We start from the raw sequence: 24,213 nt of genomic DNA on the forward strand, positions 1-24,213 counted from the left end.
CTTCTTTATGAAGAAGCGGTTCTCTTATAAAACATAATTGCTCAATATTTCACAAAGTTGACACACACGAACGAAATTCCTTTCGCTATAATGAAAATGTGAAAACAATCACAATTTTATTTTTTTCAATTTACTTGTGAAAAATTTCACAAGAACAATATAGGAGGGTCTTATATGGCTGTTGATGAAAAAGTATTAGACCAAAAGAAAGAAGTTACGAAAATGATTGACACGCTTGTGGCTAATGCGCAAAAGGCGTTAAAAGCGTTTCGCGATTACGATCAAGAAACGATTGACCATATCGTCAAACAAATGGCGTTAGCTGGACTTGATAAGCATATGTATTTAGCAAAATTAGCGATCGAAGAAACAAAACGTGGCGTGTATGAAGATAAAATTATTAAAAACATTTTCGCGACAGAATACATTTATCATAACATTAAATACGATAAAACGGTTGGCGTCATCCGAGAAAATGAACAAGAAGGGATCATTGAAATTGCCGAGCCTGTTGGGGTGATTGCTGGGGTTACACCGGTAACAAACCCAACATCAACAACGATGTTTAAGGCGCTTATTTCAATTAAAACGCGCAACCCAATCATTTTTGCGTTCCACCCATCTGCGCAAAAATGTAGCAGCGAAGCAGCACGCATTTTACGCGATGCAGCCATTGCAGCTGGCGCGCCAGAGCATTGTATTCAATGGATCGAAACTCCTTCTGTCGAAGCGACGCAACAATTGATGCATCATCCTGGTGTTTCGCTTATTCTTGCGACAGGTGGAGCAGGCATGGTTAAAGCGGCATATAGCTCAGGAAAGCCAGCATTAGGGGTTGGACCTGGTAACGTGCCTTGCTATATTGAGAAAACCGCAAATATAAAACGTGCCGTGAACGATCTTATTCTTTCAAAAACATTTGATAACGGTATGATTTGTGCATCTGAACAAGCGGTCATTATTGATAAAGAAATTTATGATGCTGTAAAAAACGAAATGATCGCAAACAAATGTTATTTCTTAAATGAAGAAGAAAAGAAAAAAGTTGAAAAGCTTGTCATTAATGAAAATACGTGCGCAGTCAATGCGAATATTGTCGGTAAACCAGCATATGAAATCGCAAAAATGGCAGGCGTCGATGTGCCAGTTGATACGAAAATTCTTGTGGCAGAACTAAAAAGCGTTGGTCCGCAAGAGCCTCTTTCTCGTGAAAAATTAAGCCCTGTATTGGCGTGCTATAAGGTGAATAGTACAGAAGAAGGATTAAAACGAGCAGAAGAAATGCTTGAATTCGGTGGACTTGGTCACTCGGCTGTCATTCATTCAGAAAATCAAGAAGTCATTCTTGAATTCGGTAAGCGAATGAAAGCAGGACGGATCATTTCGAACGCCCCATCTTCACAAGGAGCGATCGGTGATATTTACAACGCATACATTCCGTCATTGACGCTCGGTTGCGGTACGTTCGGTGGCAACTCTGTTTCGACAAACGTTGGGGCGACACATTTAATTAACATCAAAAAATTAGCGAGAAGGAATGTAAACATGCAATGGTTTAAAGTTCCGCCAAAAATTTATTTTGAAAAACATGCGACACAATATTTAGCGAAAATGCCAAACATCTCGCGTGCCTTTATCGTTACAGACCCAGGTATGGTGAAGCTCGGCTATGTTGATAAAGTGTTGTACTATTTACGCAAACGCCCAGATTATGTGCATTGCGAAATTTTCTCAGAAGTTGAGCCAGATCCATCGATTGAAACAGTCATGAAAGGTGCCGATATGATGCATGCGTTCCAACCAGACGTCATCATCGCTCTCGGTGGTGGTTCGGCGATGGACGCGGCGAAAGCGATGTGGTTGTTCTATGAGCATCCAAATACAGACTTTAACGGCTTAAAACAAAAGTTTTTAGATATTCGTAAGCGTGTATTCAAATATCCAAAACTCGGTCAAAAAGCGCAATTTGTCGCGATTCCAACAACGTCTGGTACAGGTTCAGAAGTGACATCGTTTGCGGTTATTACAGATAAGAAAAATAATGTGAAATACCCGCTTGCCGATTATGAATTAACACCGGATGTCGCCATCGTTGACCCACAATTTGTGATGACGATGCCAAAACATATTACAGCGGATACAGGTATGGACGTATTAACACATGCCATTGAGGCGTACGTATCGAACATGGCGAACGACTACACGGACGGATTAGCACTAAAAGCCATTCAACTTGTGTTCGAATACTTGCCACGTGCATATAAAAATGGAAACGATGAAGTCGCACGCGAAAAAATGCATAACGCATCAACCATTGCTGGTATGGCATTTGCGAACGCATTTTTAGGAATTAACCATAGCTTAGCGCATAAACTTGGGGCAGAATTCCATATCCCACACGGACGGGCGAATACGATTTTAATGCCGCATGTCATTCGTTACAATGCACAAAAACCGAAGAAGTTTACCGCGTTTCCGAAGTATGAACATTTCGTAGCTGATGAGCGTTATGCTCAAATTGCTCGTCTGCTTGGCTTGCCAGCAAAAACGACAGAAGAAGGTGTCGAAAGCCTTGTTCAAGCAATCATTAAGCTAGCAAAAGAACTCGATATGCCGCTAAGCATCGCAGCTACAGGTGTGAAAAAAGAAGAGTTTGAAAGCAAAGTCGAACAACTCGCTGAATTAGCGTTTGAAGATCAATGTACAACAGCCAATCCAAAATTGCCGTTAGTGAGCGACCTCGCTGACATTTATCGTCAAGCGTATAAGGGAGTGTAAGTGAATGAGGGGCGTCCCGTAAAGGATGTCCCTTCTTTTTGTTTATGGTACACTAATAGGGGAAAGCGAGGGACGGATGGTGAAACAAACGAAGACGAATGCTGTGCGCATGCTCGATCGCGCACGTGTGCCATATGAATTGCTCACTTATGACTATGCCGATGGGCAAATTGATGGGAGATCGGTTGCGAAAAAAATTGGACAACGTGAAGAGATTGTATATAAAACGCTTGTGACAAAAGGGACGAGCGGACAACTTTACGTGTTCGTCATCCCTGTCGCAGCGGAGTTGCATGTAAAAAAAGCGGCGGCTGTTGTTGGAGAAAAAAGCGTGCATATGTTGCCTGTGGCAGACATTGAAAAAATGACAGGGTATGTGCGCGGCGGTTGTTCACCAATTGGGATGAAAAAAATGTACGACACGTATGTTGACGAATCAGCTCTTGCGCACGAGCAAATCATTGTGAGCGCAGGAAAAATTGGCATGCAAATGAAGCTTTCTGTTCAAGACTTATTAAAGTTGACAAATGGGAAAACCGCACATGTCATTAAAGCGTAGGAGGGTTGTCGCATGCGAATGGCAAAAGAGGAAGAACAGCAATGGTTAGCACAACGTATAGAAGAAGGATTGTTAACTGACGACAATCGCTTGCTTTGGGAAATGATTTTGCCAAGTCGCTTAAAGCGGATGTACGATGTGTTAAGCGAACGGACGAGGTATATTACCATTTTGACGGAAGCGGTAGACGACCCACACAATCAAGCAGCCGTGTTGCGTTCGGCGGAAGCGTTCGGTATTCAAGACGTTCATGTCGTCACCGGAGCGGCTCCGTTTGAACCGAATAAATGGGTGACGCGACATGCGGACAAATGGTTAACCGTGCATAAACATTCATCGATTGAGCGGGCAATTCGCCATCTCCAACAAAACGGCTATCAAGTATATGCGAGCTATTTAGGAGAAGGAACAATTCCGCTTGAACAAATTGACGTATCGAAACCGACAGTGCTTTTATTCGGAAATGAGCATCGTGGAGTATCTGAAGAGGCTCTAGCTTTAGCGGACGGAAAGTTTATCATTCCGATGAACGGATTTGTGCAAAGTTTTAATATTTCTGTCGCAGCAGCGATTTCCCTTTACGAAATCACGAAGCGGGCGAAACAAGTGGCAGGGGAGCGTTATCATTTGTCGCTAGCGGAAAAGAAAGAAATATACGAACATTGGATGAAGCTTTCGCTCAGTCCACGATTAAGAAAAATGGTGGAAAGGAAAATGGGAGGACGCAATGATTGAAGCAGTAATTTTTGATTTAGATGGCGTCATTGCTGATACAGTTGAACTGTATTATATCGCGACAAAACGTGTCGCTGATGAAATCGGAGTGCCCTTTGATCGACAGCTCAATCAGAAGTTACAAGGCATGAGCAGACAGGCGATGGTTGAGACGCTTCTTGGGGAAAAGGCGCATGAATGGTCGGAGGAAGAAAAACGAGCCCTTGGCGACCGGCGCGGTCGATATTATCGCGAGTTGATCGAGCAATTGTCGCCCAGTGACGTGTTGCCGGGAATGAGGGAGTTTCTTTGCGACATTCAACGCGACGGTGTCCCGATGGCGCTCGCATCGTCAAGCTCAAACGCACGTGTCGTTGTTGAGCGGCTTGGTGTGCGTTCATTTTTCGACGTCATCGTCGACGTAAAAACAATTACGCGCATGAAGCCCGATCCAGAAATCTTTTTAACGGCCGCTAAACATCTTTATGTCAATCCGCGCTTTTGTGTTGCCATTGAAGACGGTGAGGCAGGGATGAAGGCGATTAAGCAAACAAATATGTTTTCCGTCGGTATCGGGAATCATTTGGCATCTTTATCTCCCGATTGGCTCGTGCAACGGACGGAGCAATTGGCATGGGATGAGTTGAAAGTAAAATTTATGAAAAAAGCTGGTCAATGACGACCAGCTTATTTTGCTCCTAATATTTGTTTTGCTTTTTCAACAAGTTGTTCTGATGGCGTCGGGATGCCTTCAAGCGGATACGTAAGTCCAAGTGCTTTCCATTTGTATACACCGAGTTGATGATACGGAAGAACTTCAATTTTTTCGACGTTGTTTAACGTGCGAATGAAGTTAGCTAAGCGACGTAAATCTTCTTCATCGTCTGTGACCGTTGGAACGAGCACATGGCGAATCCAGACAGGTACGTTTCGATCTGATAATAGGCGCGCAAATGCTAAAATATGTTCATTCGTTTTTCCTGTTAGTTTACGATGTTTTTTGTCGTCGATATGTTTTAAATCAAGCAAAATTAAATCTGTGTATTGAAGCAATTCATCTAATTTTTGTTGAAATGATGCTTCCGTCGTATAACATCCGCCAGACGAATCAATCGTTGTATGAATGCCAAGCTGTTTACAACGACGAAATAGCTCAATTAAAAAATCGATTTGTAAAAGCGGCTCTCCGCCACTAACCGTTATTCCGCCGCCGGATGCTTGCATAAAAGGCAAGTACGTCTTTGCATCAGCAATAACTTCATCAACAGACATTTGTTTTCCTTTGCCAATCTCCCACGTATCTGCGTTGTGACAATATTGGCAGCGCAATAAACAGCCTTGAGTAAAGATGACGTAACGAATGCCGGGACCATCCACCGTTCCGCACGATTCGATTGAATGAATAAATCCGTTCATGTTGTTTCCTCCTAGGTAGAAAGCTCCCACGATGCGTGGGAGCTTCCATTACATTGTTTCATGGAACGTCCGATTAATGACGTCAATTTGTTGTTCGCGTGTTAATTTAATAAAGTTCACCGCATAACCCGATACGCGAATAGTCAATTGCGGATATTTTTCAGGATGTTCCATCGCGTCAAGCAACGTGTCGCGGTTAAAGACGTTGACGTTTAAATGATGACCGCGTTTTTGCGCATAGCCATCTAAAATCGCGACAAGGTTTTGAATGCGTGTCGCTTCATCTTTCCCAAGCGCTTTTGGTACGATTGAGAACGTGTTCGAAATGCCGTCTAATGCATATTCATACGGCAATTTTGCGACAGAGCTTAACGATGCAAGCGCACCTTTTGTATCGCGACCGTGTAATGGATTCGCACCAGGGGCGAACGGTTCACCAGCGCGACGACCGTCTGGTGTATTTCCTGTCTTTTTACCGTATACAACGTTTGATGTGATCGTTAAAATGGATGTCGTATGTTTCGAATCACGGTACGTTTTATGTTTGCGCAATTTTGTCATAAAGCGTTCAACAATATCGACTGCAATCGCATCAACGCGATCATCGTTATTGCCGTATTTCGGGAAGTCGCCTTCAATTTCAAAGTCGACAGCTAAGCCATTTTCATCACGAATCGTTTTTACTTTCGCATATTTAATGGCACTTAATGAGTCAGCGACAACGGACAACCCAGCGATACCAGTTGCCATCGTGCGCAAAATGTGCGTATCGTGAAGCGCCATTTCGATTCTTTCATAACAATATTTATCATGCATGTAATGGATGACGTTTAGTGTATTAATATACAATTCTGCTAGCCATTCCATGACGTTGTCAAATTTGCGCATCACTTCATCGTAGTCTAAGTATTCAGATGTGATTGGCGCGAATTCTGGGCCGATTTGCACTTTTAATTTCTCATCTACGCCGCCATTGATCGCATATAATAATGCTTTTGCAAGGTTTGCACGCGCACCAAAAAATTGCATTTGTTTGCCGATGCGCATCGCGGATACGCAGCATGCAATGCCGTAGTCGTCGCCGAACTCAGGCCGCATTAAATCGTCATTTTCGTATTGAATGGAGCTTGTTTGAATCGACATTTTCGCGCAATATTTCTTAAACGCTTCTGGCAACTGTGTTGACCAAAGCACCGTTAAGTTTGGTTCTGGCGCCGGACCTAGGTTATCGAGTGTATGCAAGAAGCGGAATGAGTTTTTCGTCACAAGCGGACGACCGTCAATCGCGACACCGCCAATGGACTCTGTGACCCATGTTGGGTCGCCGCTAAATAACTCATTGTATTCTGGCGTTCTTGCGAATTTGACGAGACGCAATTTCATGACGAAATGGTCAACAAGCTCTTGTGCTTCGCGTTCTGTTAATGTTCCTTCTTGCAAGTCGCGTTCAATATAAATATCTAAAAATGTAGAGACGCGGCCTAAGCTCATGGCTGCGCCGTTTTGTTCTTTAATCGCCGCAAGGTAAGCGAAATATAGCCATTGGAACGCCTCATGTGCGTTGCGCGCTGGTTTAGAAATATCATAGCCATAACTTGCGGCCATTTCTTTTAATTCTTGAAGGGCGCGAATTTGTTCAGCTAATTCTTCACGAAGACGAATGATGTCTTCACTCATTGTACGCGCACCTGTGTTGCGTAAATCTTTTTTCTTCTCTTCAATTAAGCGATCAACACCGTATAAGGCAACGCGACGATAGTCACCGATAATGCGACCACGTCCATACGCGTCAGGAAGTCCTGTAATGATTCCTGCTTTGCGCGCCGCTTTCATTTCGTCCGTATATACGTCAAATACGCCTTGGTTATGCGTTTTACGATATTGAGTGAAAATTTTCTTTACTTCATCGCTTACTTGGTAGCCGTACGCTTCGCATGCTTGCTCGGCCATGCGAATACCGCCAAATGGCATAAGCGCCCGCTTAAACGGTTCGTCTGTTTGAAAACCGACGACTTTTTCAAGTTCTTTATTCAAATAGCCAGGTCCGTGCGACGTAATGGTCGATACGATTTCCGTATCCATGTTGAGAACGCCGCCTTTTTCGCGTTCTAGTTTAGAAAGTTCCATCACTCGTTCCCAAAGCTTTTCCGTCGCTTCCGTTGGACCTTGTAAAAACGATTCATCCCCTGTGTAAACGGTTACGTTATTTAAAATAAAATCGCGAACGTCAATTTCCTTTTTCCATTTATCACCTTTAAACGTTCTCCAAGCGTCCATTAATGCTTCATGTACAGTCAGTAGCGCCATTATAATCTCCTCCCATTCATTCAGGAATAATAAAAATATCCCCTATATAAAGAATACTACTTTTTGACAAGGTGAGGAGCATAAAGGATTGAAGAATTTGTGAAAAGTTGATCAAAAACATTTTTTAAAATAAAGATTTTTCCAAAAATTATTTTTATAAAATTTGTTGCATAAAAACAAAAAAGCTGATAATATGTGAAACATGAGGAGCATAACATGTTTATACACAAGCATTTATTATTTCACAGAAAATAGTAAGGGGGAATAGCAATGATAAAAAAAGGGATGATTGCAACGCTTGTCTTTATGCTTATGTTTGCGCTTGTCGGATGTGGCAGTTCGACAGAAAAAACGGCGACAACAGAAAAGAAAATTACTGTCGTCACAGATGCGGCGTTCGCCCCATTTGAATACATGGATAAAGGGGAAATTGTCGGTTTTGATGTCGATTTATTAAAAGCTGTCATGAAAGAAGCCGGACTAGAATATGAATTAAAAAACATCGGCTGGGATCCATTGTTTGCGGCTATTCAAGGGAAAACAGCGGATATGGCCGTTTCAGGAATTACAATTAACGATGACCGGAAACAAACGTATGACTTTTCTATTCCGTACTTTGAATCGACGCATATGATTCTTGTGAAAGAAGGTAGTTCGATTAAAAGCGCGAAAGATTTACAAGGAAAAGTTGTCGGCGTCCAAAACGGTACAACTGGACAAGAAGCGGTTGAGAAGATTTTAGGAAAAGAGAATAAAAATATTAAAAAGTTTGAGAATACGGTCGTTGCGATTATGGACTTATTAAACGGCGGTGTGGAAGCCGTTGTCACAGATAATGCCGTCGCCAACGAATATGTAAAAAATAATCCGGATGCTAAAATTGTAGCATTTGAGGATCCGGAACATTTTGAATCTGAATTTTACGGCTTTATGTTCCCGAAAGGAAGCGAGTTAAAACAAAAAGTAGACGAAGCGTTGAAAAAAGTCATCGAAAATGGCACGTACACAGAAATTTATAAAAAATGGTTTGGTACAGAACCGAATATTGAATCATTACAACAACAGCAATAACGTTGATGTAAAAATTGCGTAACTTTGTAAAGTTACGCAATTTTTTCAAAGGGAAAGGTGAGAAATATGGATTTTCGCTTCAGTATCATTGTTGAATATGCACCGTTTTTTTTGAAAGGAGTGCTCTGGACGATCGGCTTATCGTTGGTTGGCATTTTTTTCGGGACGATTCTCGGTTTAGCCATTGGACTCGGAAAAATGGTTCAAAACCGCCTCGTTCGTCTTCCTTTCGATTGGTACGTTCATTTTTTCCGTGGCACGCCATTGTTCGTACAAATTTTGCTTATTCATTTTGGTGTGATGCCTATTTTTACTGCTCAACCGAATCCGCTCGTATCTGGGGCGATTTCTTTATCTTTAAACGCGGCTGCGTATATTGCGGAAATTTTCCGTGCTGGCATCCAGTCGATTGATCGCGGTCAAATGGAAGCGGCCCGTTCGCTTGGAATGACGCACGTACAGGCAATGCGTTACATCATTTTGCCACAAGCCATTAAACGAATGATCCCACCGCTCGGCAATGAATTTATCGTTCTCATTAAAGATTCGTCTCTTGCGGCAATTATTGCGGCGCCTGAACTGATGTACTGGGGAAGAGCGATGCAAGGGCAATATTATCGCGTCTGGGAGCCGTACTTAACTGTTGCGCTCATTTACTTAGTGCTTACCCTCTCGTTAAGCAAGTTGCTACATCGGTTAGAAAGAAGGTATGACGCATGATTCAAGTGACAAATTTAAAAAAATCGTTCGGATCGCTACAAGTGTTAAAAGGAATTGATGTGCACATTCATGAAAAAGAAGTGGTCGTCGTTATCGGTCCTTCTGGCTCAGGAAAGTCGACATTTTTACGTTGTTTAAACTTGCTTGAAGATTTTGATGAGGGGGATATCGTTGTTGATGGATTTCATTTAAAGGATCCGAAAACGGATTTAAATAAGGTGCGTGAAGAAGTTGGGATGGTGTTTCAACGATTTAACTTATTTCCGCATATGACGGTGCTTGATAATATTACACTCGCCCCGATGAAAGTGCGCAAATGGTCGAAAGAAAAAGCGACAGAAAAAGCGATGCAGTTGCTTGCGAAAGTCGGTTTACAAGATAAGGCACACGTATATCCGGATTCATTATCCGGTGGACAGGCACAGCGTGTTGCTATTGCTCGTGCGCTTGCGATGGAGCCGAAAGTGATGTTATTTGACGAGCCGACGTCTGCGCTCGATCCAGAAATGGTTGGGGAAGTACTTGCCGTCATGAAACAACTAGCGAAAGAAGGAATGACGATGGTCGTCGTGACGCATGAGATGGGATTTGCGCGTGAAGTCGGAGATCGCGTTCTCTTTATGGACGGTGGAGTGATCGTAGAGGAAGGAACACCTCAACAAATCTTTGATACACCACAACATGAGCGAACGAAGTCGTTTTTATCCAAAGTGTTATAAGAAAAAGGTGTCCCGTGTTGTCAGGACACCTTTCGTTTTTTTATGCTAATAATTGTTTTTCTAATGCCACTTCAACAGGAACGTAGTCGTAACCGAGGTCGCGTGCGACTGCTTCGTATGTGATTTCTCCGTTTGCGACGTTTACACCAAGGCGTAATGCAGGATTGTCTGCGACCGCTTTGTGTACGCCTTTATTTGCAATTTGTAGTGCGTATGGCATTGTGACGTTTGTAAGTGCAAGTGTTGATGTACGCGGCACAGCTCCCGGCATATTCGCTACTGCGTAGTGAACGACACCGTGTTTCACATATGTTGGGTTGTCGTGTGTTGTTACATGGTCGCTCGTTTCAACAATACCGCCTTGGTCGATCGCTACGTCAACGATGACTGAACCTGGTTGCATCGCTTTTACCATTTCTTCTGTCACTAATTTTGGCGCTTTTGCTCCTGGGATTAATACGGCACCGATCACAAGGTCAGACTCCGCAACAGCTTGTGCGATGTTCATTGGGTTAGACATAAGCGTATTAATTTGGCTTCCGAAAATATCGTCAAGTTCACGTAAACGTTCTGCGCTTAAGTCGATAATCGTGACATTTGCACCTAGGCCGATCGCCACTTTTGCCGCGTTCGTTCCGACGACACCGCCGCCAATGATCGTTACTTTTCCGCGGCTAACGCCTGGAACACCGGAAAGAAGAATACCTTTTCCGCCTTTTGTTTTTTCAAGAAATTGGGCACCAATTTGTGCTGCCATGCGTCCTGCTACTTCGCTCATCGGTGTCAAAAGCGGTAACGTACGACCAACTTGTACCGTTTCATAAGCGATTGCGATGACGCCTTTTTCTTTTAGCGCACGCGCTAACTCTGGTTCAGCAGCGAGGTGCAAGTATGTGAACAATACTAATCCCGGACGGAAGTATTCGTACTCGCTTGGTAGCGGTTCTTTTACTTTCATTACCATATCCGCTTGCGCCCATACATCTGCGGCACGTTCAACGATTTGTGCGCCTGCTTGAACGTAAGCTTCATCTGTGAAACCGCTTCCAATTCCTGCATCTTTCTCAATGATGACAGTATGTCCATTGCTGACGAATGACATAACGCCAGCCGGTGTAATCGCTACACGATTTTCATTATTTTTAATCTCTTTTGGAACACCAATAATCATGTGCTGTTTCCCCTTTCATGTTGTCTTTCGTTATTATCTACAGTATAAATGTTTTTTATCATTTGTTGTTTGTTTAGAAAAGAGAAAGAAAAAACAAGCTTTTGTGGATTTCCACAAAAGCTATGTTGTCCGATATTTGTCTAATTTCATATCGATATATAGTTTTACTTTTTCGCTCATATTGCTTAAGTCGATGTTTCCGATTTCACTTATTCGCTTCAGACGGTAAGCGAGTGTATTCGGATGAATATTGAGCGTTTTCGCCGTTTCATTGACGTTGCTGTCACAGTCAAGATACGTTTCAATCGTCTCCACTAAGTTGGTATGATGTTGTGCATCGTACTGTTTCAGCTTTTCGAGCGCAACGTTGTGGAAATCCCCATGTCGTTTTTGTTCAAAAAGCAAATCAAAAAATTGATACATGCCAAGATGCTGATAGCTTTGAATATTCGCAAGTTGATGAGGAAACGCGCGCTTCATTTTTAATACCGTTTGTGCTTCTTCATAACTTTTTGCAATTTTTGTGTAGCACTCATATACATTTCCGAACGCCCCCATCATAATGTCGACGCGAAATCGCTCTTTCATTTGCGTCATAAACGAGCGAAAGAATCGTTCAATGTGCGATTCTCCGTAGACGTTCGAGCTTGGAGCGACGAGTACGATCAGCCGCTGATGGTCGATCGTATAAAGCGGAATAGCGAGTTGTTGTGTCGTTTTTAATAAATAATCAATTTGCCGCTCCACTTGCGTTTGAATCTGTTGTTGAAATTGAAAAATGCCAACAGAAAAAAACGGATATACATGCACGTTTAATTGATGGCATTGTTCAACGATGTCATGAGGAGAGGAAACGTGTCCTGTTAATAGCTTCCAAAAAAACTCTTGAATGCGCTCTTCTTTTTTATGTTTGCGAATTTGTAATTGCAACAACAAATTTTTCGCTGCTTTCGCTGCTTGTTTTAGCAAATGGAACTGTTGCTCTGTCCACGGCTTATTCATTTCAATCGCCCAAATAAATCCGAGCACCTCTTTATTTTTCCAAATCGAAATGGCGATGCGATTGCCGAGCCCTACTTCTGAAATTTCTGCGACACGAACAGGCTCTTCACCCTGCAAAAGTTTTGGGATGACCCCTTCACGCCATAAACTGTTAATGACTCGCTCCGGTACGCGTCGGTGAATGATGGTTGCCGTACGTGCAGGATCGGTATAATGCTCATGTCCACTATAAGCAATTAAGCGATGGTTTGCATCTTCAATCGTAATCGGACATTGTAATAGTTCGCTTACACGATCTGCAAATTCCTCTAAACTTTCAAAATGAGTGGCAAAAGGATTCACAAACATCCACTCCGTTTCTTGCGTTGTTTTACGATTATTGTAGCATATTGACAAATGAAAGAGCTTACTTTACTCTATAAGTGAGAAAGTCGCATATTGTGGGATTGTGACTGCATTGCAGGCAAGACCTAAAACGGATGAAAGAAGGTTTCTTTCTTGCGTTTTAGGTCTTTTATTTTTATCCAAATAATTGTTTAGAAAGGAGATATTTCAAATGTTTCGTTTGTTTCGTAAGCGTGAAGAGGTCATTGTTTCCCCTCTAACAGGAAATGTACGATCGCTCGAAAATGTTCCAGACCCTGTGTTTGCTCAAAAAATGATGGGCGATGGCTTTGCGATTGAGCCAACAGACGGCGTAGTTGTTTCACCGATTCATGGAGAAGTAGTACAAGTGTTCCCGACAAAACATGCTGTTGGTTTGCGTTCGGATGAAGGATTAGAAATTCTCATTCACGTTGGCATTGATACAGTTCATTTGCATGGAGAAGGATTTGAAGCGTACGTGAAAGCAGGGGATCGTGTGAAGGCTGGGGATTTACTTTTGTCGTTTGACTTGGCGCTTGTGCAACAAAAGGCGAAAAGTCCCCTTACCCCAGTCGTGATTACAAACGGGGAGGTGGTAAACGAGTGTCATCGAGAGCGTATAGAACAAGCAGAAAGAGGAAGTACTGTTTTAATGAAAGTGAAATTGAAATAATATATATGTGATAAAACAATCGCTGTTAAGGGGACGAAGATGACGTTGCGAATCCATAAAATTTTGAACAATAACGCTGTCGTTGTATTGGATGAAGGGCAAGAGAAAATTGTAATGGGACCGGGAATTGCTTTTCAAAAAAAGAAAAATGATATTGTACCTCGTGCAAAAATCGAAAAAATTTTTGTGATGGAAGAAGAGAATGAAAAGTTCCAAGAGTTGTTACGTACCCTTCCAGAAGAGCACATTGATATCGCGGAAGAAATTATTAGCCATGCTGAAGGGGAATTGCAAGCGCCGCTAAACAATCACATTCATATTGCATTGACAGACCATTTATCATTTGCGATTGAACGGATTCAACAAGGGTACCAAATACAAAATAAGTTGTTGAATGAAATTAAAGTGCTGTATAAAAAAGAATATCAAATAGGTCTTTGGGCAAAACAACTGATTCGAGAACGTCTTGGCATCGACATCCCTGATGACGAAGTTGCCCATATTGCTCTTCATATTCATACAGCGAAAATGGACGCAGCCAGCATGAACAGAACGTTAAAACAAACGACTTTAATTCGAGAAATGATCGATTTGATGAAGCAAACATTACATGTTCATATTGATGAAGAAGGAATATCTTATCAACGACTTGTGACACATTTGCGTTTTGCACTGAACCGCATTGAAAACGGTGAGTTGTTTCATTCGATGGATGAAGAGATGTTAACGCTCATTCAAACGAAATACGAAAGAGAGTTTGCATGCGCTGTTGCGATGGCTGAATATGCAAAAAAGGAATACGGAATCCAATTTCCTGTCACCGAGTTAGCTTATATTACGCTACACATTCAACGTTTAACCACAAAATAATCATTTTGTAGAATATTGACGAATTTTGAATAATAAGTTAGAATGAAAGCGGATAAAAAATCAAATATCGTAGGATTGTGACTGCATAAGCAGGCAAGACCTAAAATGTACGACGATGTTTAAGGCATTCGTGTGTACATTTTAGGTCTTTTTGTTTTCTATCATTTTATATGCAGAGGAGGAGTTTATATGAATTACGAACACATCACAAAGCAACTTTTGTCTTTGCTTGGTGGAAAAGAAAATGTCATTAGTGCGGTTCATTGTGCAACTCGTCTTCGTCTTGTTTTAAAAGACGAAAAGAAAGTCAATCAACAAGCAATTGAACAACTTGATGGGGTCAAAGGTGCATTTTCTAGTTCCGGTCAGTATCAAATTATTTTTGGTACAGGTGTTGTCAACAAAGTATACGAACAGTTTGTCAAAGAAGCAGGTTTACAAAACGTAAGTGCTGATGTGCACCAAGAAGCAATCAAGCAAAAAATGAATCCGGTAGCCCGTCTCGCGAAAACGTTGTCAAATATTTTTGTTCCAATTATTCCAGCCATTGTAGCTAGCGGATTGCTTATGGGATTGCTTGGGATGATGAAGGCGTTCAAATGGGTAGCGCCAGATAGTGCATGGATTGTATTACTTGATATGTTCTCAAGTGCTGCTTTCATTATTTTGCCCATTTTAATTGGTTATAGTGCTGCGAAAGAATTTAGGGGAAACCCGTTTTTAGGAGCAGTGATCGGGGGAATTATGACCCATCCTGCTTTGTTGAATCCTTGGGGATTAGGAAGTGCTGAACCTGAGTATTTGCATTTTCTCGGTTTTGATATCGCGATGATTGGATATCAAGGAACGGTCATTCCAATTTTGCTTGCAACATATGTCATGAGTAAAATCGAAAAAAGCTTGCGAAAAGTCGTTCCGCACGCAGTTGACTTGCTTGTTACACCATTTATTACGGTTATTTTAACAGGTTTCACTGCGATTTTAGTCATTGGTCCACTCGGAAATATAGTTGGGAAAGGAATTACAACAACGTTAAATTTCGTATATGACACAGGTGGAGCGCTTGCAGGCCTCATTTTCGGTGGTCTGTATTCGATGATTGTAATCACAGGTGTTCATCATAGTTTCCATGCGATCGAAGCCGGATTGCTTGCGGATATTGGTAAAAACTATTTATTGCCTATTTGGTCAATGGCAAACGTTGCTCAAGGTGGAGCGGGTTTAGCAGTATTTTTAAAATCAAAACGGACGAAAACGAAAGAAATCGCTTTGCCAGCTGCATTTTCCGCTTTTCTAGGCATTACTGAGCCTGTTATTTTTGGGGTTAACTTGAAATATCGAAAACCGTTTATTGCAGCAGCTATCGGTGGTGCTGTCGGTGGTGCGTATGTTGTATTTACAAACGTGGTGGCAAATGCGTACGGATTAACTGGTATTCCAATGATTGCGATCGTGGCACCGATGGGGATGGCGAACTTAATAAACTATTTAATCGGCTTTGCAATTGCGGTTGGTACAGCATTTGTGGCAACATGGATATTAGGATTTAAAGAAGAATAAGGCGAGCGAATACTCGCCTTTTTATTTAGGAGGGAATGACGATGAAGCAAGGAATTATTAGTCTTGGTGAAGCGTTAATTGATTTTATTCCACTTGACACGACAAATCGGGCGTATCAAAAAAGTCCCGGGGGAGCGCCGGCAAACGTTGCGGTTGGTGTTGCACGACTCGGTGTTCGATCGACGTTTCTAGGGAAAGTTGGTCGCGATGTGCTAGGCGTTTTTCTAAAAGAAACGCTTGATGCATACGGAGTGAACACATCTTTCCTTCAATTTAGTGAGGATGTTCGCACAGGTGTCGTTTTTGTAACGTTAGCGGAAAACGGAGAACGAAGCTTTGATTTTTACATTAACCCGAGCGCTGATCGCTTTTTATGCGAAGAAGAAATTGATGAGTCGTTATTTCGGACCCATCGCATTCTTCATTTTGGTTCGATCTCACTGATTAGTGAACCAGCACGAAGCGCTACAAAGCGAGCTGTTATGCTGGCTAAAGAAAACGGCATGATCGTTTCGTATGATCCGAATTTACGCCTCGGTTTGTGGGAAAGTGAACAACAAGCTCGTCAAATGATCATATCTATGTTAACCGAGGCAGACGTATTGAAAATTTCGGAAGAGGAATTGACATTTATTACAGGAGAAGAAGATATTCAAAAAGGTGTGGATGCTCTTGCTTCGTACAACATTCCGCTTATTGTCGTCACGCTAGGAGAAAACGGAAGTTATACGTTCACGAGGGAAGGATCGGTATTTACTCCAGCGCTTAAAGTGGAGGCAGTGGATACGACAGGGGCCGGTGATGCGTTTGTTTCTGGCATGCTGTATTGCTTGCACGAAAGAGAAGGAACAATCGATTCGTTATCCCTTACGGAAATTGAACAAATGGCGCGTTTTGCGAGTGTTTCAGGGGCGCTAGCTGCATCAACGAAAGGGGCAATGACAGCGTTGCCAACACGCGATGAAGTCGAACGTATTTTACACGAAGGTTGGTCGAAATGAAATCATTGAACGAAAAAAAACAAATACAGCTCGCGGAAGAAGAAATAAAAAAATATGCCTCAATTGTTGAAAGTGACCCGAATCGTTTGCGTTATCATTTAATGCCTCCTGTCGGATTAATGAACGATCCAAATGGACTTATTTATTGGAAAGGAACGTACCATGTGTTTTATCAGTGGATGCCGTTTCAAACGACACATGGAGCAAAATTTTGGGGACATTATACATCGCGTGATTTTGTTCATTGGGAAAGACAAGCGCCTGCATTAGCTCCAAGCGAATGGTTTGATCGAAACGGTTGCTACTCCGGAAGCGCTGTGGACAATGATGGTGTACTCACACTTTTTTATACAGGGAATGTCAAAGACGATGACGGTACACGTCATACGTATCAATGTATGGCAATATCAAGTGACGGCGTTCGCTTTGAGAAAAAGGGGGTTGTTGTTCATCTCCCAGACGGCTACACGGCTCATTTTCGTGACCCAAAAGTGTGGAAGCATGAAAACAAGTGGTATATGGTGATCGGTGCACAGAGCGAGCAATTAGATGGGAAGGCAGTATTATTTCGCTCTGATGATCTCATGCATTGGGAGCATATCGGTGCGATAGCAGGAGGAGAGGGCGGAAGCTTTGGGTACATGTGGGAGTGCCCAGATGTATTCCGTTTAAGCAGAAAAGATGTACTGATCGTCTGTCCGCAAGGATTGCAACCGGAAGGCATGCACTATCAAAACGTATATCAAGCAGGATATTTTGTCGGGCAGTTAAATTATGAAACAGGAAAATATGTGCACGGTACATTTACTGAGCTGGATCGAGGTTTTGAATTTTATGCGCCACAAACGATGGTCGACGAGCGTGGGCGTCGCGTGATGATCGCTTGGATGGGGGTACCAGATCAAGACGAAGATCAGCACCCGACAATTGCTTATCGATGGGTACATGCATTGACATTACCGCGTGAACTCGTTTTAATCGGAGACAAATTATATCAGCGTCCGATTGAGCAGTTGCAGTTGCTTCGGAGTGACGAAGTTCATCATCCAAATGTATTCTTGCAGAAGGAAGTTAGGCAATTTGATGGTGTAAAAGGAAAAACGGTTGAACTGCTACTTAAACATATCGATGGTAAAGGTGTTTTATCCATTCATATACAAAACAATGTTTCATTTTCATATGATTTTGAACAAAAAGTTGCGACGTTAGAGAGAGAAAGTTTTGCTCGAAATGGCGTGAAAGAGAAACGACAATGTTTATTATCACAATTACACACGATTCACATGTTTATCGATACGTCGTCTATTGAAATTTTCTTAAATGATGGAGAAGAAGTGTTTACGGCGCGGTTTTTCCCAAAAGAAGAAAATGAACATATCTCATTTCAGACAAATGCGGAAGCTTCATTTCATTTATCTAAATGGAAATTATGTTAAAACTTTTTCTTGTCAAATGTTCAGTTTTTTTCGTATGATGAAAGAAAAGGGAGTATTCCTTCAAATATGGAAGGTTGCTCCTTTTTCATTCATAAATAAAAGGTGATGAAGCGATGGAGCAAGATAAGCTAAAAAAAGTCGTTGAAGCAGCAAAGTTGTATTATTTGCTAGATTACAACCAAAATGATATTGCCAAAAAGCTTGGCGTGTCGCGTCCAACGGTGTCGCGTCTACTACAGCAAGCGAAAGAAGAAGGGATTGTGGAAATTAAAATTAACGATCCAGCAGAAGATATTCAGCAATTAGCCAAGCAACTTGAACAAAAGTTCAATCTAAAAAAAGCAATTGTTGTATCGGTCCCCGAACATCAAGATGGCATTATTAAAAAATATGTAGGAAAAGAAGCCGCCGAGTATTTACGTTCGATCGTCAAAGACGGCGATGTGATCGGTGTGACGTGGGGAACAACGCTGTATCACGTTGCATTACAGCTAAAGCATAAACATGTCAGAGACGTGAAAGTTGTGCAATTAAAAGGTGGCGTTAGTTTATCAGAAACGAATACGTTTGCGTCAGATATTTTGCACTTGTTTGGAAGCGCCTTCAACGCAACGGTGCACCATTTGCCGCTACCTGCAATTGTGGATCATGTCGTTGTTAAGCAGGCGATGGAGGCGGACCGCCACATTCGCAAAATTCTTGATCTCGGTCGGCAAGCGAATATTGCTGTATTTACGATTGGACCAATTAAATCAGAGTCGTTACTGTTCCAGCTTGGTTATTTTACAGAAGAAGATTTGCAAACGATTTATTCAAAAGCTGCTGGTGACATTTGTTCACGCTTTTTTGATCAAAATGGAAAGCTATGTAGCGAAGAGCTAAACGCGCGCACGCTTGGCATTGAGTTAGAAGATCTCAAAAAGAAAGAATATTCGATTGTCATTGCGGGAGGCATTCATAAAGTCGCTGGCATATACGGCGCGTTAAAAGGAAAATATGCGAACGTATTAGTGACGGATCAATTTACTGCCGAATGTTTGTTAGAAAAAGAATAATGAAACGACAAATGGGGGAAAAGAAAAAAGCCCCCTTTTATTTATGTATTTATGCAAAAAGGAAGAAACATTTAGCGAAACCATGAATTTTCTTTGACATTTGTTCATGTTAACGTTTACATATGTTCGTTTTCCTGTTATATTGATTATGTAATCAAAATTCAGCTTATAGGAGTGTTCAACATGAATATCGTTTGGGGACTTGTCGGTATCGTTGTTGTCCTTGGGATCGCTTTTCTTTCTTCAAACAACCGCAAAGCGATTAATCCGCGAACGATTTTAGGCGGTCTCGCGATTCAAGTCGCTTTTGCGTTTATCGTTTTAAAATGGGAAGCAGGGAAAGCAGCATTGCAGTGGTTGACCAATGGTGTCACAAGCATTATTAACTATGCGAACGAAGGAATTAACTTTTTGTTTGGTGGTATGTTTGCGGCAAAAGGAATTGGATTTGTGTTTGCGTTCCAAGTGTTGCCGGTCGTCATTTTCTTCTCCGCGTTAATTTCTGTTCTTTACTATATTGGTGTGATGCAATGGGTCATTAAAATGATTGGGGGGCCGCTTGCGAAATTGCTCGGAACGAGCAAAGCGGAGTCAATGTCAGCCGCGGCAAACATTTTCGTCGGTCAAACGGAAGCGCCTCTTGTTATTCGTCCATATTTGTCTAAAATGACACAATCGGAATTGTTTGCAGTTATGACAGGTGGATTAGCGTCTGTTGCTGGTTCTGTACTCGTTGGCTACTCGCTCTTAGGTGTTCCGCTTGAATATTTACTTGCGGCAAGTTTCATGGCAGCGCCAGCGGGATTAGTCATGGCGAAAATGATTGTGCCAGAAACAGAACCGATTAAAGAAGATGAGCATTTTGAGATGGAAAAAGATGAAGAATCAACAAACGTCATCGACGCAGCTGCACGCGGAGCGAGCGACGGTTTGAAGTTGGCGTTAAATATCGGTGCGATGTTGTTAGCGTTTATCGCTCTTATTGCGTTAATTAATGGATTGCTTAGCGGCATCGGCAGTTTGTTTAATTATGAAGGTTTAACACTTCAAAACATTTTAGGATTCCTTTTTGCACCTATTGCGTTTGCGATTGGTGTACCGTGGTCTGAAGCGGTGACAGCTGGCGGATTTATCGGACAAAAATTAATTTTAAACGAATTTGTTGCGTATTCATCGTTCGCGCCACAAATTCCAGATTTATCTGCAAAAACGGTAGCGATCGTTAGCTTTGCGCTATGTGGGTTTGCTAATATTTCTTCGATGGGTATTTTACTCGGTGGATTAGGAAGCTTAGCGCCAAATCGTCGCAGCGACATTGCGCGCATGGGCTTAAAAGCTGTCCTTGCTGGCATGCTTGCTTCATTGTTAAGCGCGTCCATTGCGGGTATGTTTATTTAAAAAAACAAGGAGGAATGAATAATGAACATTGCTAGCATGATCGATCATACGTTATTAAAGCCAGAAACAACGAAAGTGCAAATTGAAAAGTTAGTGGAAGAAGCGAAAAAATATGAATTTGCATCTGTATGTGTTAATCCAACATGGGTGAAATTCGTTGCTGAACGTTTACAAGGAACGAATGTGAAAGTATGTACAGTTATCGGCTTCCCGTTAGGAGCGACAACGCCAGAAGTGAAAGCTTTTGAAACAAAACAAGCGATTGAAAATGGTGCGCAAGAAGTCGATATGGTCATCAATATCGGTGCGTTAAAAGATGGCGATCATGAGCTTGTAGAGCGCGACATTCGTGCCGTCGTCGATGCAGCAAAAGGGAAAGCTTTAACAAAAGTGATTATTGAAACAGCGTTGTTGACAGATGAAGAAAAAGTGCGTGCATGCGAAATTGCCGTTCGTGCTGGTGCAGATTTCGTTAAAACATCAACAGGATTCGCAAGCGGTGGGGCAACAGTAGAAGACGTCGCATTAATGCGTAAAACAGTTGGTCCAAACGTTGGCGTAAAAGCATCTGGCGGCGTGCGCAGCGCAGCGGACGCAAAAGCGATGATTGACGCAGGAGCAAACCGCATCGGTACAAGTTCCGGACCAGCAATTATGGAAGGAACAACTTCAAACGAAGCATACTAATGGAGGCATTGACCTATGAAAGAAGTATTACTTAGCTTACTTGCTGGGCTTGTTGTCGGGATTTTGTTTAAGTTTTTACGTTTGCCATTGCCAGCTCCACCTGTATTGGCAGGAATGATGGGGGTATTTGGCGTATATTTAGGTGGTGTCGTTGCCGATTGGTTAATGAAGACATTTTTTAACTAAACAGCCCAAGAAGGGATGATCAACAATGAATAAACAACAGTTAATTGAAGCGGCAAAACAAGCGAGGGAGCGGGCGTACGTTCCGTATTCAAAGTTTAAAGTTGGAGCAGCACTATTAACGAAAGATGGAAAAGTGTATGGTGGCTGCAACATCGAAAACGCATCATACGGTTTATGCAACTGTGCTGAGCGCACAGCTTTATTTAAGGCGTACTCCGAAGGCGATCATGAGTATGCGATGTTAGCCGTTGTTGCGGATACGGAACGTCCTGTTCCGCCATGTGGCGCATGCCGTCAAGTCATTGTTGAATTGTGTGACCCGAATATGCCTGTCATTTTAGCCAATATGAAAGGCGATGTGCAGGAAACGACGGTGAAAGAACTTCTCCCTGGAGCTTTCTCAAAAGAAGATTTGCGATAAGCGTCGGCTTTTCCGACGCTTTTTGCATTGATACATAACAAAAAAGGAAATATAATCGAGTAGAGGATAATTTGACAGCTGACAACGGAGGGATGACATGAGTCAAGACGTATCAAGAAACAAGTTGCTTTGGGTTGCCGGGCTTGGCTGGTTATTTGATGCGATGGATGTAGGGATGCTTTCGTTTATTATTGCCGCATTGCAAAAGGAATGGAATTTAACGGCCGAGCAAATGGGGTGGATCGGAAGTATCAATTCGATCGGCATGGCCGTCGGTGCTCTTGTGTTCGGATTGTTAGCTGATCGTATCGGTCGAAAGCAAGTATTTATTATTACGCTTTTATTATTTTCAATCGGAAGCGGCTTATCTGCTTTTGCGACAACATTAACGGTCTTTTTAATTTTACGCTTTTTTATCGGTATGGGACTTGGCGGTGAACTTCCGGTTGCTTCAACGCTCGTATCGGAAAGCGTACCTGCTCATGAGCGCGGGAAAGTTGTCGTTTTATTAGAAAGCTTTTGGGCAGGCGGCTGGCTATTAGCTGCGCTTATTTCCTTTTTTGTTATCCCTGCGTATGGATGGCAACTGGCGCTTATTTTAGGAGCCGTACCAGCGCTATATGCCATTTATTTGCGCATCAATTTGCCAGATTCGAAAAAGTTTATGGCGGCAAAAACGGAGCGCCGTTCCGTTTGGCAAAATATCGCAGACGTTTGGGCAAAACCGTACGCAAAACAAACGACAATGCTTTGGATTTTATGGTTTTCAGTTGTCTTTTCATACTACGGCATGTTTTTATGGCTTCCAAGCGTCATGGTTATGAAAGGATTTAGTTTAATTAAAAGTTTTGAGTACGTGCTCATCATGACGTTGGCGCAGTTGCCAGGTTATTTTAGCGTCGCATGGTTAATTGAACGCATTGGTCGAAAAGCCGTACTGATTATTTATTTAACTGGTACCGCATTAAGTGCTTATTTCTTCGGAAATGCTGACTCAGCCGCGGCATTAATGACGTTTGGGGCATTGTTATCGTTTTTCAACCTTGGTGCATGGGGAGCGCTTTATGCCTATACACCAGAGCAATATCCAACTGCCATTCGCGCGACGGGGGCAGGCATGGCTGCTTCATTCGGACGTATTGGGGGCATTTTAGGACCGCTTCTCGTTGGCTATCTCGTCGCACAAAAAGTATCAATCACGATGATTTTTGCGATTTTTTGTATCGCGATTTTCATCGGTGCGCTCGCTGTTCTTTTCTTTGGTAAAGAAACGAAACAACAAGAACTCGCATAATCATACGAAAAGAAGCTATAATGGTATCATTGTAGCTTCTTTTTTCGAAAGGGGATTTTCTTTTGGGTGTTTCCGTAGTTATCGCGACATATAACCGATTACTTCCATTAGCAGAATTGTTAGAGTCGTTAAGCAAACAAACGTATAAACCAACGCAAGTCATTATTGTTAATGATGGTGGCCCATCTGTGCAAGCTGCGGTCGATGCATATCCGGAGCTTTCTATTGAACTCATTGAATTGCGTGAAAATGTTGGTCATGTCGAGGCTCGTAATCTCGGTGTGCGCGCTGCCACAGAAGATTTTATTATGCTTTGTGATGATGACGATTTACTATTGCCATGCCATATTGAGCGAATGATCGCTAATATGAATGATGCCGATTTTGTATATTCGGATGTAGAAATTTTCCATTATCGTATTGAAAATGGAGTGCGCATACCGACCGATCGCTTTTTATTTGCATATGAATTCGATCTTCAAGCGATGCGTGCATTTTCGACGTATGTTCCTTGTGTGAGTAAAATATTTGTGGGTGACATTCAGGAATGATTCCCCGACGAGGGTTGCGAACTTTTGTTCGCGACGCTCGTCGGGGCCACCAAGCGAAGCGCGGTAGAAAAAAGCAAATGTCATGCAAAAAGGACTCTCTCCCTGCTATGATGGTGATGACCAACATCAATAAAACAGGAGGGAGAGAGTCCATGAAACATTTTACCACAGAATGGCCTTTATTAAAAGAGCTGGAGGAACAATTAGTCAGAACTCTTCAAAAGGTGTTCGCTGTCTTGTTGGCGGCCCTTTTGGAGG

General features: G+C 42.3%; 22 protein-coding genes and 1 pseudogene. 19 read left to right on the forward strand and 4 right to left on the reverse strand.

Going from position 1 to position 24,213, the window contains the following annotated elements; all coding sequences use genetic code 11:
- The first annotated feature begins 174 nt into the window (after positions 1–174).
- From adhE to pgmB, 4 genes are all read left to right on the forward strand, one after another.
- Positions 175–2,778 (forward strand): bifunctional acetaldehyde-CoA/alcohol dehydrogenase, encoded by a 2,604-nt coding sequence (gene adhE / locus LH47_RS02175; protein ID WP_043964404.1) that lies wholly within the window; start codon positions 175–177, stop codon positions 2,776–2,778.
- A gap of 76 nt (positions 2,779–2,854) precedes the next feature.
- Entirely contained in the window at positions 2,855–3,337 is a 483-nt protein-coding gene (gene ybaK / locus LH47_RS02180) for a Cys-tRNA(Pro) deacylase (protein ID WP_003397138.1), read from the forward strand.
- Positions 3,338–3,355: 18 nt separating this feature from the next.
- Positions 3,356–4,072 carry a TrmH family RNA methyltransferase gene (locus tag LH47_RS02185; protein ID WP_043964446.1) on the forward strand — a complete coding sequence of 239 codons (717 nt, stop codon included), beginning with the start codon at positions 3,356–3,358 and terminating at the stop codon, positions 4,070–4,072.
- Positions 4,065–4,730, forward strand: coding sequence for a beta-phosphoglucomutase (gene pgmB, locus LH47_RS02190; protein WP_043964407.1), 666 nt, complete (start codon positions 4,065–4,067; stop codon positions 4,728–4,730). The genes LH47_RS02185 and pgmB overlap by 8 nt, the downstream gene beginning before the upstream one ends.
- Before the next feature lie 8 nt (positions 4,731–4,738).
- Here the strand turns inward: pgmB and pflA are convergent, their stop codons facing one another.
- Both pflA and pflB read right to left on the reverse strand, forming a co-directional pair.
- Positions 4,739–5,467: a pyruvate formate-lyase-activating protein gene (gene pflA, locus LH47_RS02195; RefSeq protein ID WP_043964409.1), complete on the reverse strand. Its 729-nt coding sequence runs from the start codon at positions 5,465–5,467 to the stop codon at positions 4,739–4,741.
- Between the two features lie 48 nt (positions 5,468–5,515).
- Positions 5,516–7,744 (reverse strand): formate C-acetyltransferase, encoded by a 2,229-nt coding sequence (gene pflB, locus LH47_RS02200; protein WP_407637134.1) that lies wholly within the window; start codon positions 7,742–7,744, stop codon positions 5,516–5,518.
- A 300-nt stretch (positions 7,745–8,044) separates the two neighbouring features.
- Here pflB and LH47_RS02205 point away from each other — a divergent pair, with 300 nt between their 5' ends.
- The 3 genes from LH47_RS02205 to LH47_RS02215 all read left to right on the forward strand — a co-directional run bounded on the left by LH47_RS02205 (position 8,045) and on the right by LH47_RS02215 (position 10,284).
- Positions 8,045–8,845 carry a basic amino acid ABC transporter substrate-binding protein gene (locus LH47_RS02205; protein ID WP_009361030.1) on the forward strand — a complete coding sequence of 267 codons (801 nt, stop codon included), beginning with the start codon at positions 8,045–8,047 and terminating at the stop codon, positions 8,843–8,845.
- Between the two features lie 66 nt (positions 8,846–8,911).
- Entirely contained in the window at positions 8,912–9,565 is a 654-nt protein-coding gene (locus tag LH47_RS02210; RefSeq protein ID WP_043964414.1) for an amino acid ABC transporter permease, read from the forward strand.
- Positions 9,562–10,284, forward strand: coding sequence for an amino acid ABC transporter ATP-binding protein (locus LH47_RS02215; RefSeq protein WP_043964416.1), 723 nt, complete (start codon positions 9,562–9,564; stop codon positions 10,282–10,284). Before LH47_RS02210 ends, LH47_RS02215 begins: the two co-directional genes overlap by 4 nt.
- A 40-nt stretch (positions 10,285–10,324) precedes the next feature.
- Here LH47_RS02215 and ald read toward each other — a convergent pair whose 3' ends face one another.
- Positions 10,325–11,455 carry an alanine dehydrogenase gene (gene ald / locus LH47_RS02220; RefSeq protein ID WP_043964418.1) on the reverse strand — a complete coding sequence of 377 codons (1,131 nt, stop codon included), beginning with the start codon at positions 11,453–11,455 and terminating at the stop codon, positions 10,325–10,327.
- Between the two features lie 120 nt (positions 11,456–11,575).
- The gene (locus LH47_RS02225) at positions 11,576–12,805 is read right to left on the reverse strand and encodes a helix-turn-helix domain-containing protein (protein ID WP_043964420.1); all 1,230 of its coding nucleotides are present in this window, start codon (positions 12,803–12,805) and stop codon (positions 11,576–11,578) included.
- Positions 12,806–13,013: 208 nt separating this feature from the next.
- On the opposite strand from LH47_RS02225, the gene LH47_RS02230 reads away from it, so the two are divergent.
- From LH47_RS02230 to LH47_RS02285, 12 genes and pseudogenes are all read left to right on the forward strand, one after another.
- Entirely contained in the window at positions 13,014–13,496 is a 483-nt protein-coding gene (locus LH47_RS02230; protein ID WP_043964422.1) for a PTS sugar transporter subunit IIA, read from the forward strand.
- 39 nt (positions 13,497–13,535) lie between these two features.
- Positions 13,536–14,366 carry a PRD domain-containing protein gene (locus LH47_RS02235; protein ID WP_006321064.1) on the forward strand — a complete coding sequence of 277 codons (831 nt, stop codon included), beginning with the start codon at positions 13,536–13,538 and terminating at the stop codon, positions 14,364–14,366.
- Between the two features lie 189 nt (positions 14,367–14,555).
- Positions 14,556–15,926: a sucrose-specific PTS transporter subunit IIBC gene (locus LH47_RS02240; protein WP_043964426.1), complete on the forward strand. Its 1,371-nt coding sequence runs from the start codon at positions 14,556–14,558 to the stop codon at positions 15,924–15,926.
- Between the two features lie 35 nt (positions 15,927–15,961).
- On the forward strand, positions 15,962–16,927 hold the full coding sequence (locus LH47_RS02245; protein WP_043964428.1) for an aminoimidazole riboside kinase: 966 nt from the start codon (positions 15,962–15,964) through the stop codon (positions 16,925–16,927).
- Positions 16,924–18,363, forward strand: coding sequence for a glycoside hydrolase family 32 protein (locus LH47_RS02250; protein ID WP_043964430.1), 1,440 nt, complete (start codon positions 16,924–16,926; stop codon positions 18,361–18,363). The genes LH47_RS02245 and LH47_RS02250 overlap by 4 nt, the downstream gene beginning before the upstream one ends.
- Before the next feature lie 113 nt (positions 18,364–18,476).
- Entirely contained in the window at positions 18,477–19,418 is a 942-nt protein-coding gene (locus LH47_RS02255) for a sugar-binding transcriptional regulator (RefSeq protein WP_043964432.1), read from the forward strand.
- Between the two features lie 183 nt (positions 19,419–19,601).
- Complete coding sequence (locus LH47_RS02260; protein ID WP_021094369.1) at positions 19,602–20,816, forward strand: NupC/NupG family nucleoside CNT transporter; 1,215 nt, start codon at positions 19,602–19,604, stop codon at positions 20,814–20,816.
- Between the two features lie 21 nt (positions 20,817–20,837).
- Complete coding sequence (deoC, locus tag LH47_RS02265; RefSeq protein ID WP_043964434.1) at positions 20,838–21,503, forward strand: deoxyribose-phosphate aldolase; 666 nt, start codon at positions 20,838–20,840, stop codon at positions 21,501–21,503.
- Positions 21,504–21,518: 15 nt separating this feature from the next.
- Positions 21,519–21,689, forward strand: coding sequence for a XapX domain-containing protein (locus LH47_RS02270; RefSeq protein ID WP_003397112.1), 171 nt, complete (start codon positions 21,519–21,521; stop codon positions 21,687–21,689).
- Positions 21,690–21,714: 25 nt separating this feature from the next.
- Entirely contained in the window at positions 21,715–22,110 is a 396-nt protein-coding gene (locus LH47_RS02275; RefSeq protein ID WP_043964437.1) for a cytidine deaminase, read from the forward strand.
- Between the two features lie 97 nt (positions 22,111–22,207).
- Positions 22,208–23,404, forward strand: coding sequence for an MFS transporter (locus LH47_RS02280; RefSeq protein ID WP_043964439.1), 1,197 nt, complete (start codon positions 22,208–22,210; stop codon positions 23,402–23,404).
- A 62-nt stretch (positions 23,405–23,466) separates the two neighbouring features.
- A pseudogene (locus LH47_RS02285) lies at positions 23,467–23,916 on the forward strand (glycosyltransferase family 2 protein); the annotation flags it as partial.
- Positions 23,917–24,213: the final 297 nt, after the last annotated feature.

The sequence above is a fragment of the Anoxybacillus thermarum genome, from assembly GCF_000836725.1.
Classification (GTDB): domain Bacteria; phylum Bacillota; class Bacilli; order Bacillales; family Anoxybacillaceae; genus Anoxybacillus; species Anoxybacillus thermarum.

What these genes read in the sequence shown, in the direction of transcription:
- adhE (WP_043964404.1), top strand. Translation starts at nt 175, where the DNA reads ATGGCTGTTGATGAAAAAGTATTAGACCAAAAGAAAGAAGTTACGAAA.
- ybaK (WP_003397138.1), top strand. Translation starts at nt 2,855, where the DNA reads ATGGTGAAACAAACGAAGACGAATGCTGTGCGCATGCTCGATCGCGCA.
- LH47_RS02185 (WP_043964446.1), top strand. Translation starts at nt 3,356, where the DNA reads ATGGCAAAAGAGGAAGAACAGCAATGGTTAGCACAACGTATAGAAGAA.
- pgmB (WP_043964407.1), top strand. Translation starts at nt 4,065, where the DNA reads ATGATTGAAGCAGTAATTTTTGATTTAGATGGCGTCATTGCTGATACA.
- pflA (WP_043964409.1), bottom strand. Translation starts at nt 5,467, where the DNA reads ATGAACGGATTTATTCATTCAATCGAATCGTGCGGAACGGTGGATGGT.
- pflB (WP_407637134.1), bottom strand. Translation starts at nt 7,744, where the DNA reads ATGGACGCTTGGAGAACGTTTAAAGGTGATAAATGGAAAAAGGAAATT.
- LH47_RS02205 (WP_009361030.1), top strand. Translation starts at nt 8,045, where the DNA reads ATGATAAAAAAAGGGATGATTGCAACGCTTGTCTTTATGCTTATGTTT.
- LH47_RS02210 (WP_043964414.1), top strand. Translation starts at nt 8,912, where the DNA reads ATGGATTTTCGCTTCAGTATCATTGTTGAATATGCACCGTTTTTTTTG.
- LH47_RS02215 (WP_043964416.1), top strand. Translation starts at nt 9,562, where the DNA reads ATGATTCAAGTGACAAATTTAAAAAAATCGTTCGGATCGCTACAAGTG.
- ald (WP_043964418.1), bottom strand. Translation starts at nt 11,455, where the DNA reads ATGATTATTGGTGTTCCAAAAGAGATTAAAAATAATGAAAATCGTGTA.
- LH47_RS02225 (WP_043964420.1), bottom strand. Translation starts at nt 12,805, where the DNA reads ATGTTTGTGAATCCTTTTGCCACTCATTTTGAAAGTTTAGAGGAATTT.
- LH47_RS02230 (WP_043964422.1), top strand. Translation starts at nt 13,014, where the DNA reads ATGTTTCGTTTGTTTCGTAAGCGTGAAGAGGTCATTGTTTCCCCTCTA.
- LH47_RS02235 (WP_006321064.1), top strand. Translation starts at nt 13,536, where the DNA reads ATGACGTTGCGAATCCATAAAATTTTGAACAATAACGCTGTCGTTGTA.
- LH47_RS02240 (WP_043964426.1), top strand. Translation starts at nt 14,556, where the DNA reads ATGAATTACGAACACATCACAAAGCAACTTTTGTCTTTGCTTGGTGGA.
- LH47_RS02245 (WP_043964428.1), top strand. Translation starts at nt 15,962, where the DNA reads ATGACGATGAAGCAAGGAATTATTAGTCTTGGTGAAGCGTTAATTGAT.
- LH47_RS02250 (WP_043964430.1), top strand. Translation starts at nt 16,924, where the DNA reads ATGAAATCATTGAACGAAAAAAAACAAATACAGCTCGCGGAAGAAGAA.
- LH47_RS02255 (WP_043964432.1), top strand. Translation starts at nt 18,477, where the DNA reads ATGGAGCAAGATAAGCTAAAAAAAGTCGTTGAAGCAGCAAAGTTGTAT.
- LH47_RS02260 (WP_021094369.1), top strand. Translation starts at nt 19,602, where the DNA reads ATGAATATCGTTTGGGGACTTGTCGGTATCGTTGTTGTCCTTGGGATC.
- deoC (WP_043964434.1), top strand. Translation starts at nt 20,838, where the DNA reads ATGAACATTGCTAGCATGATCGATCATACGTTATTAAAGCCAGAAACA.
- LH47_RS02270 (WP_003397112.1), top strand. Translation starts at nt 21,519, where the DNA reads ATGAAAGAAGTATTACTTAGCTTACTTGCTGGGCTTGTTGTCGGGATT.
- LH47_RS02275 (WP_043964437.1), top strand. Translation starts at nt 21,715, where the DNA reads ATGAATAAACAACAGTTAATTGAAGCGGCAAAACAAGCGAGGGAGCGG.
- LH47_RS02280 (WP_043964439.1), top strand. Translation starts at nt 22,208, where the DNA reads ATGAGTCAAGACGTATCAAGAAACAAGTTGCTTTGGGTTGCCGGGCTT.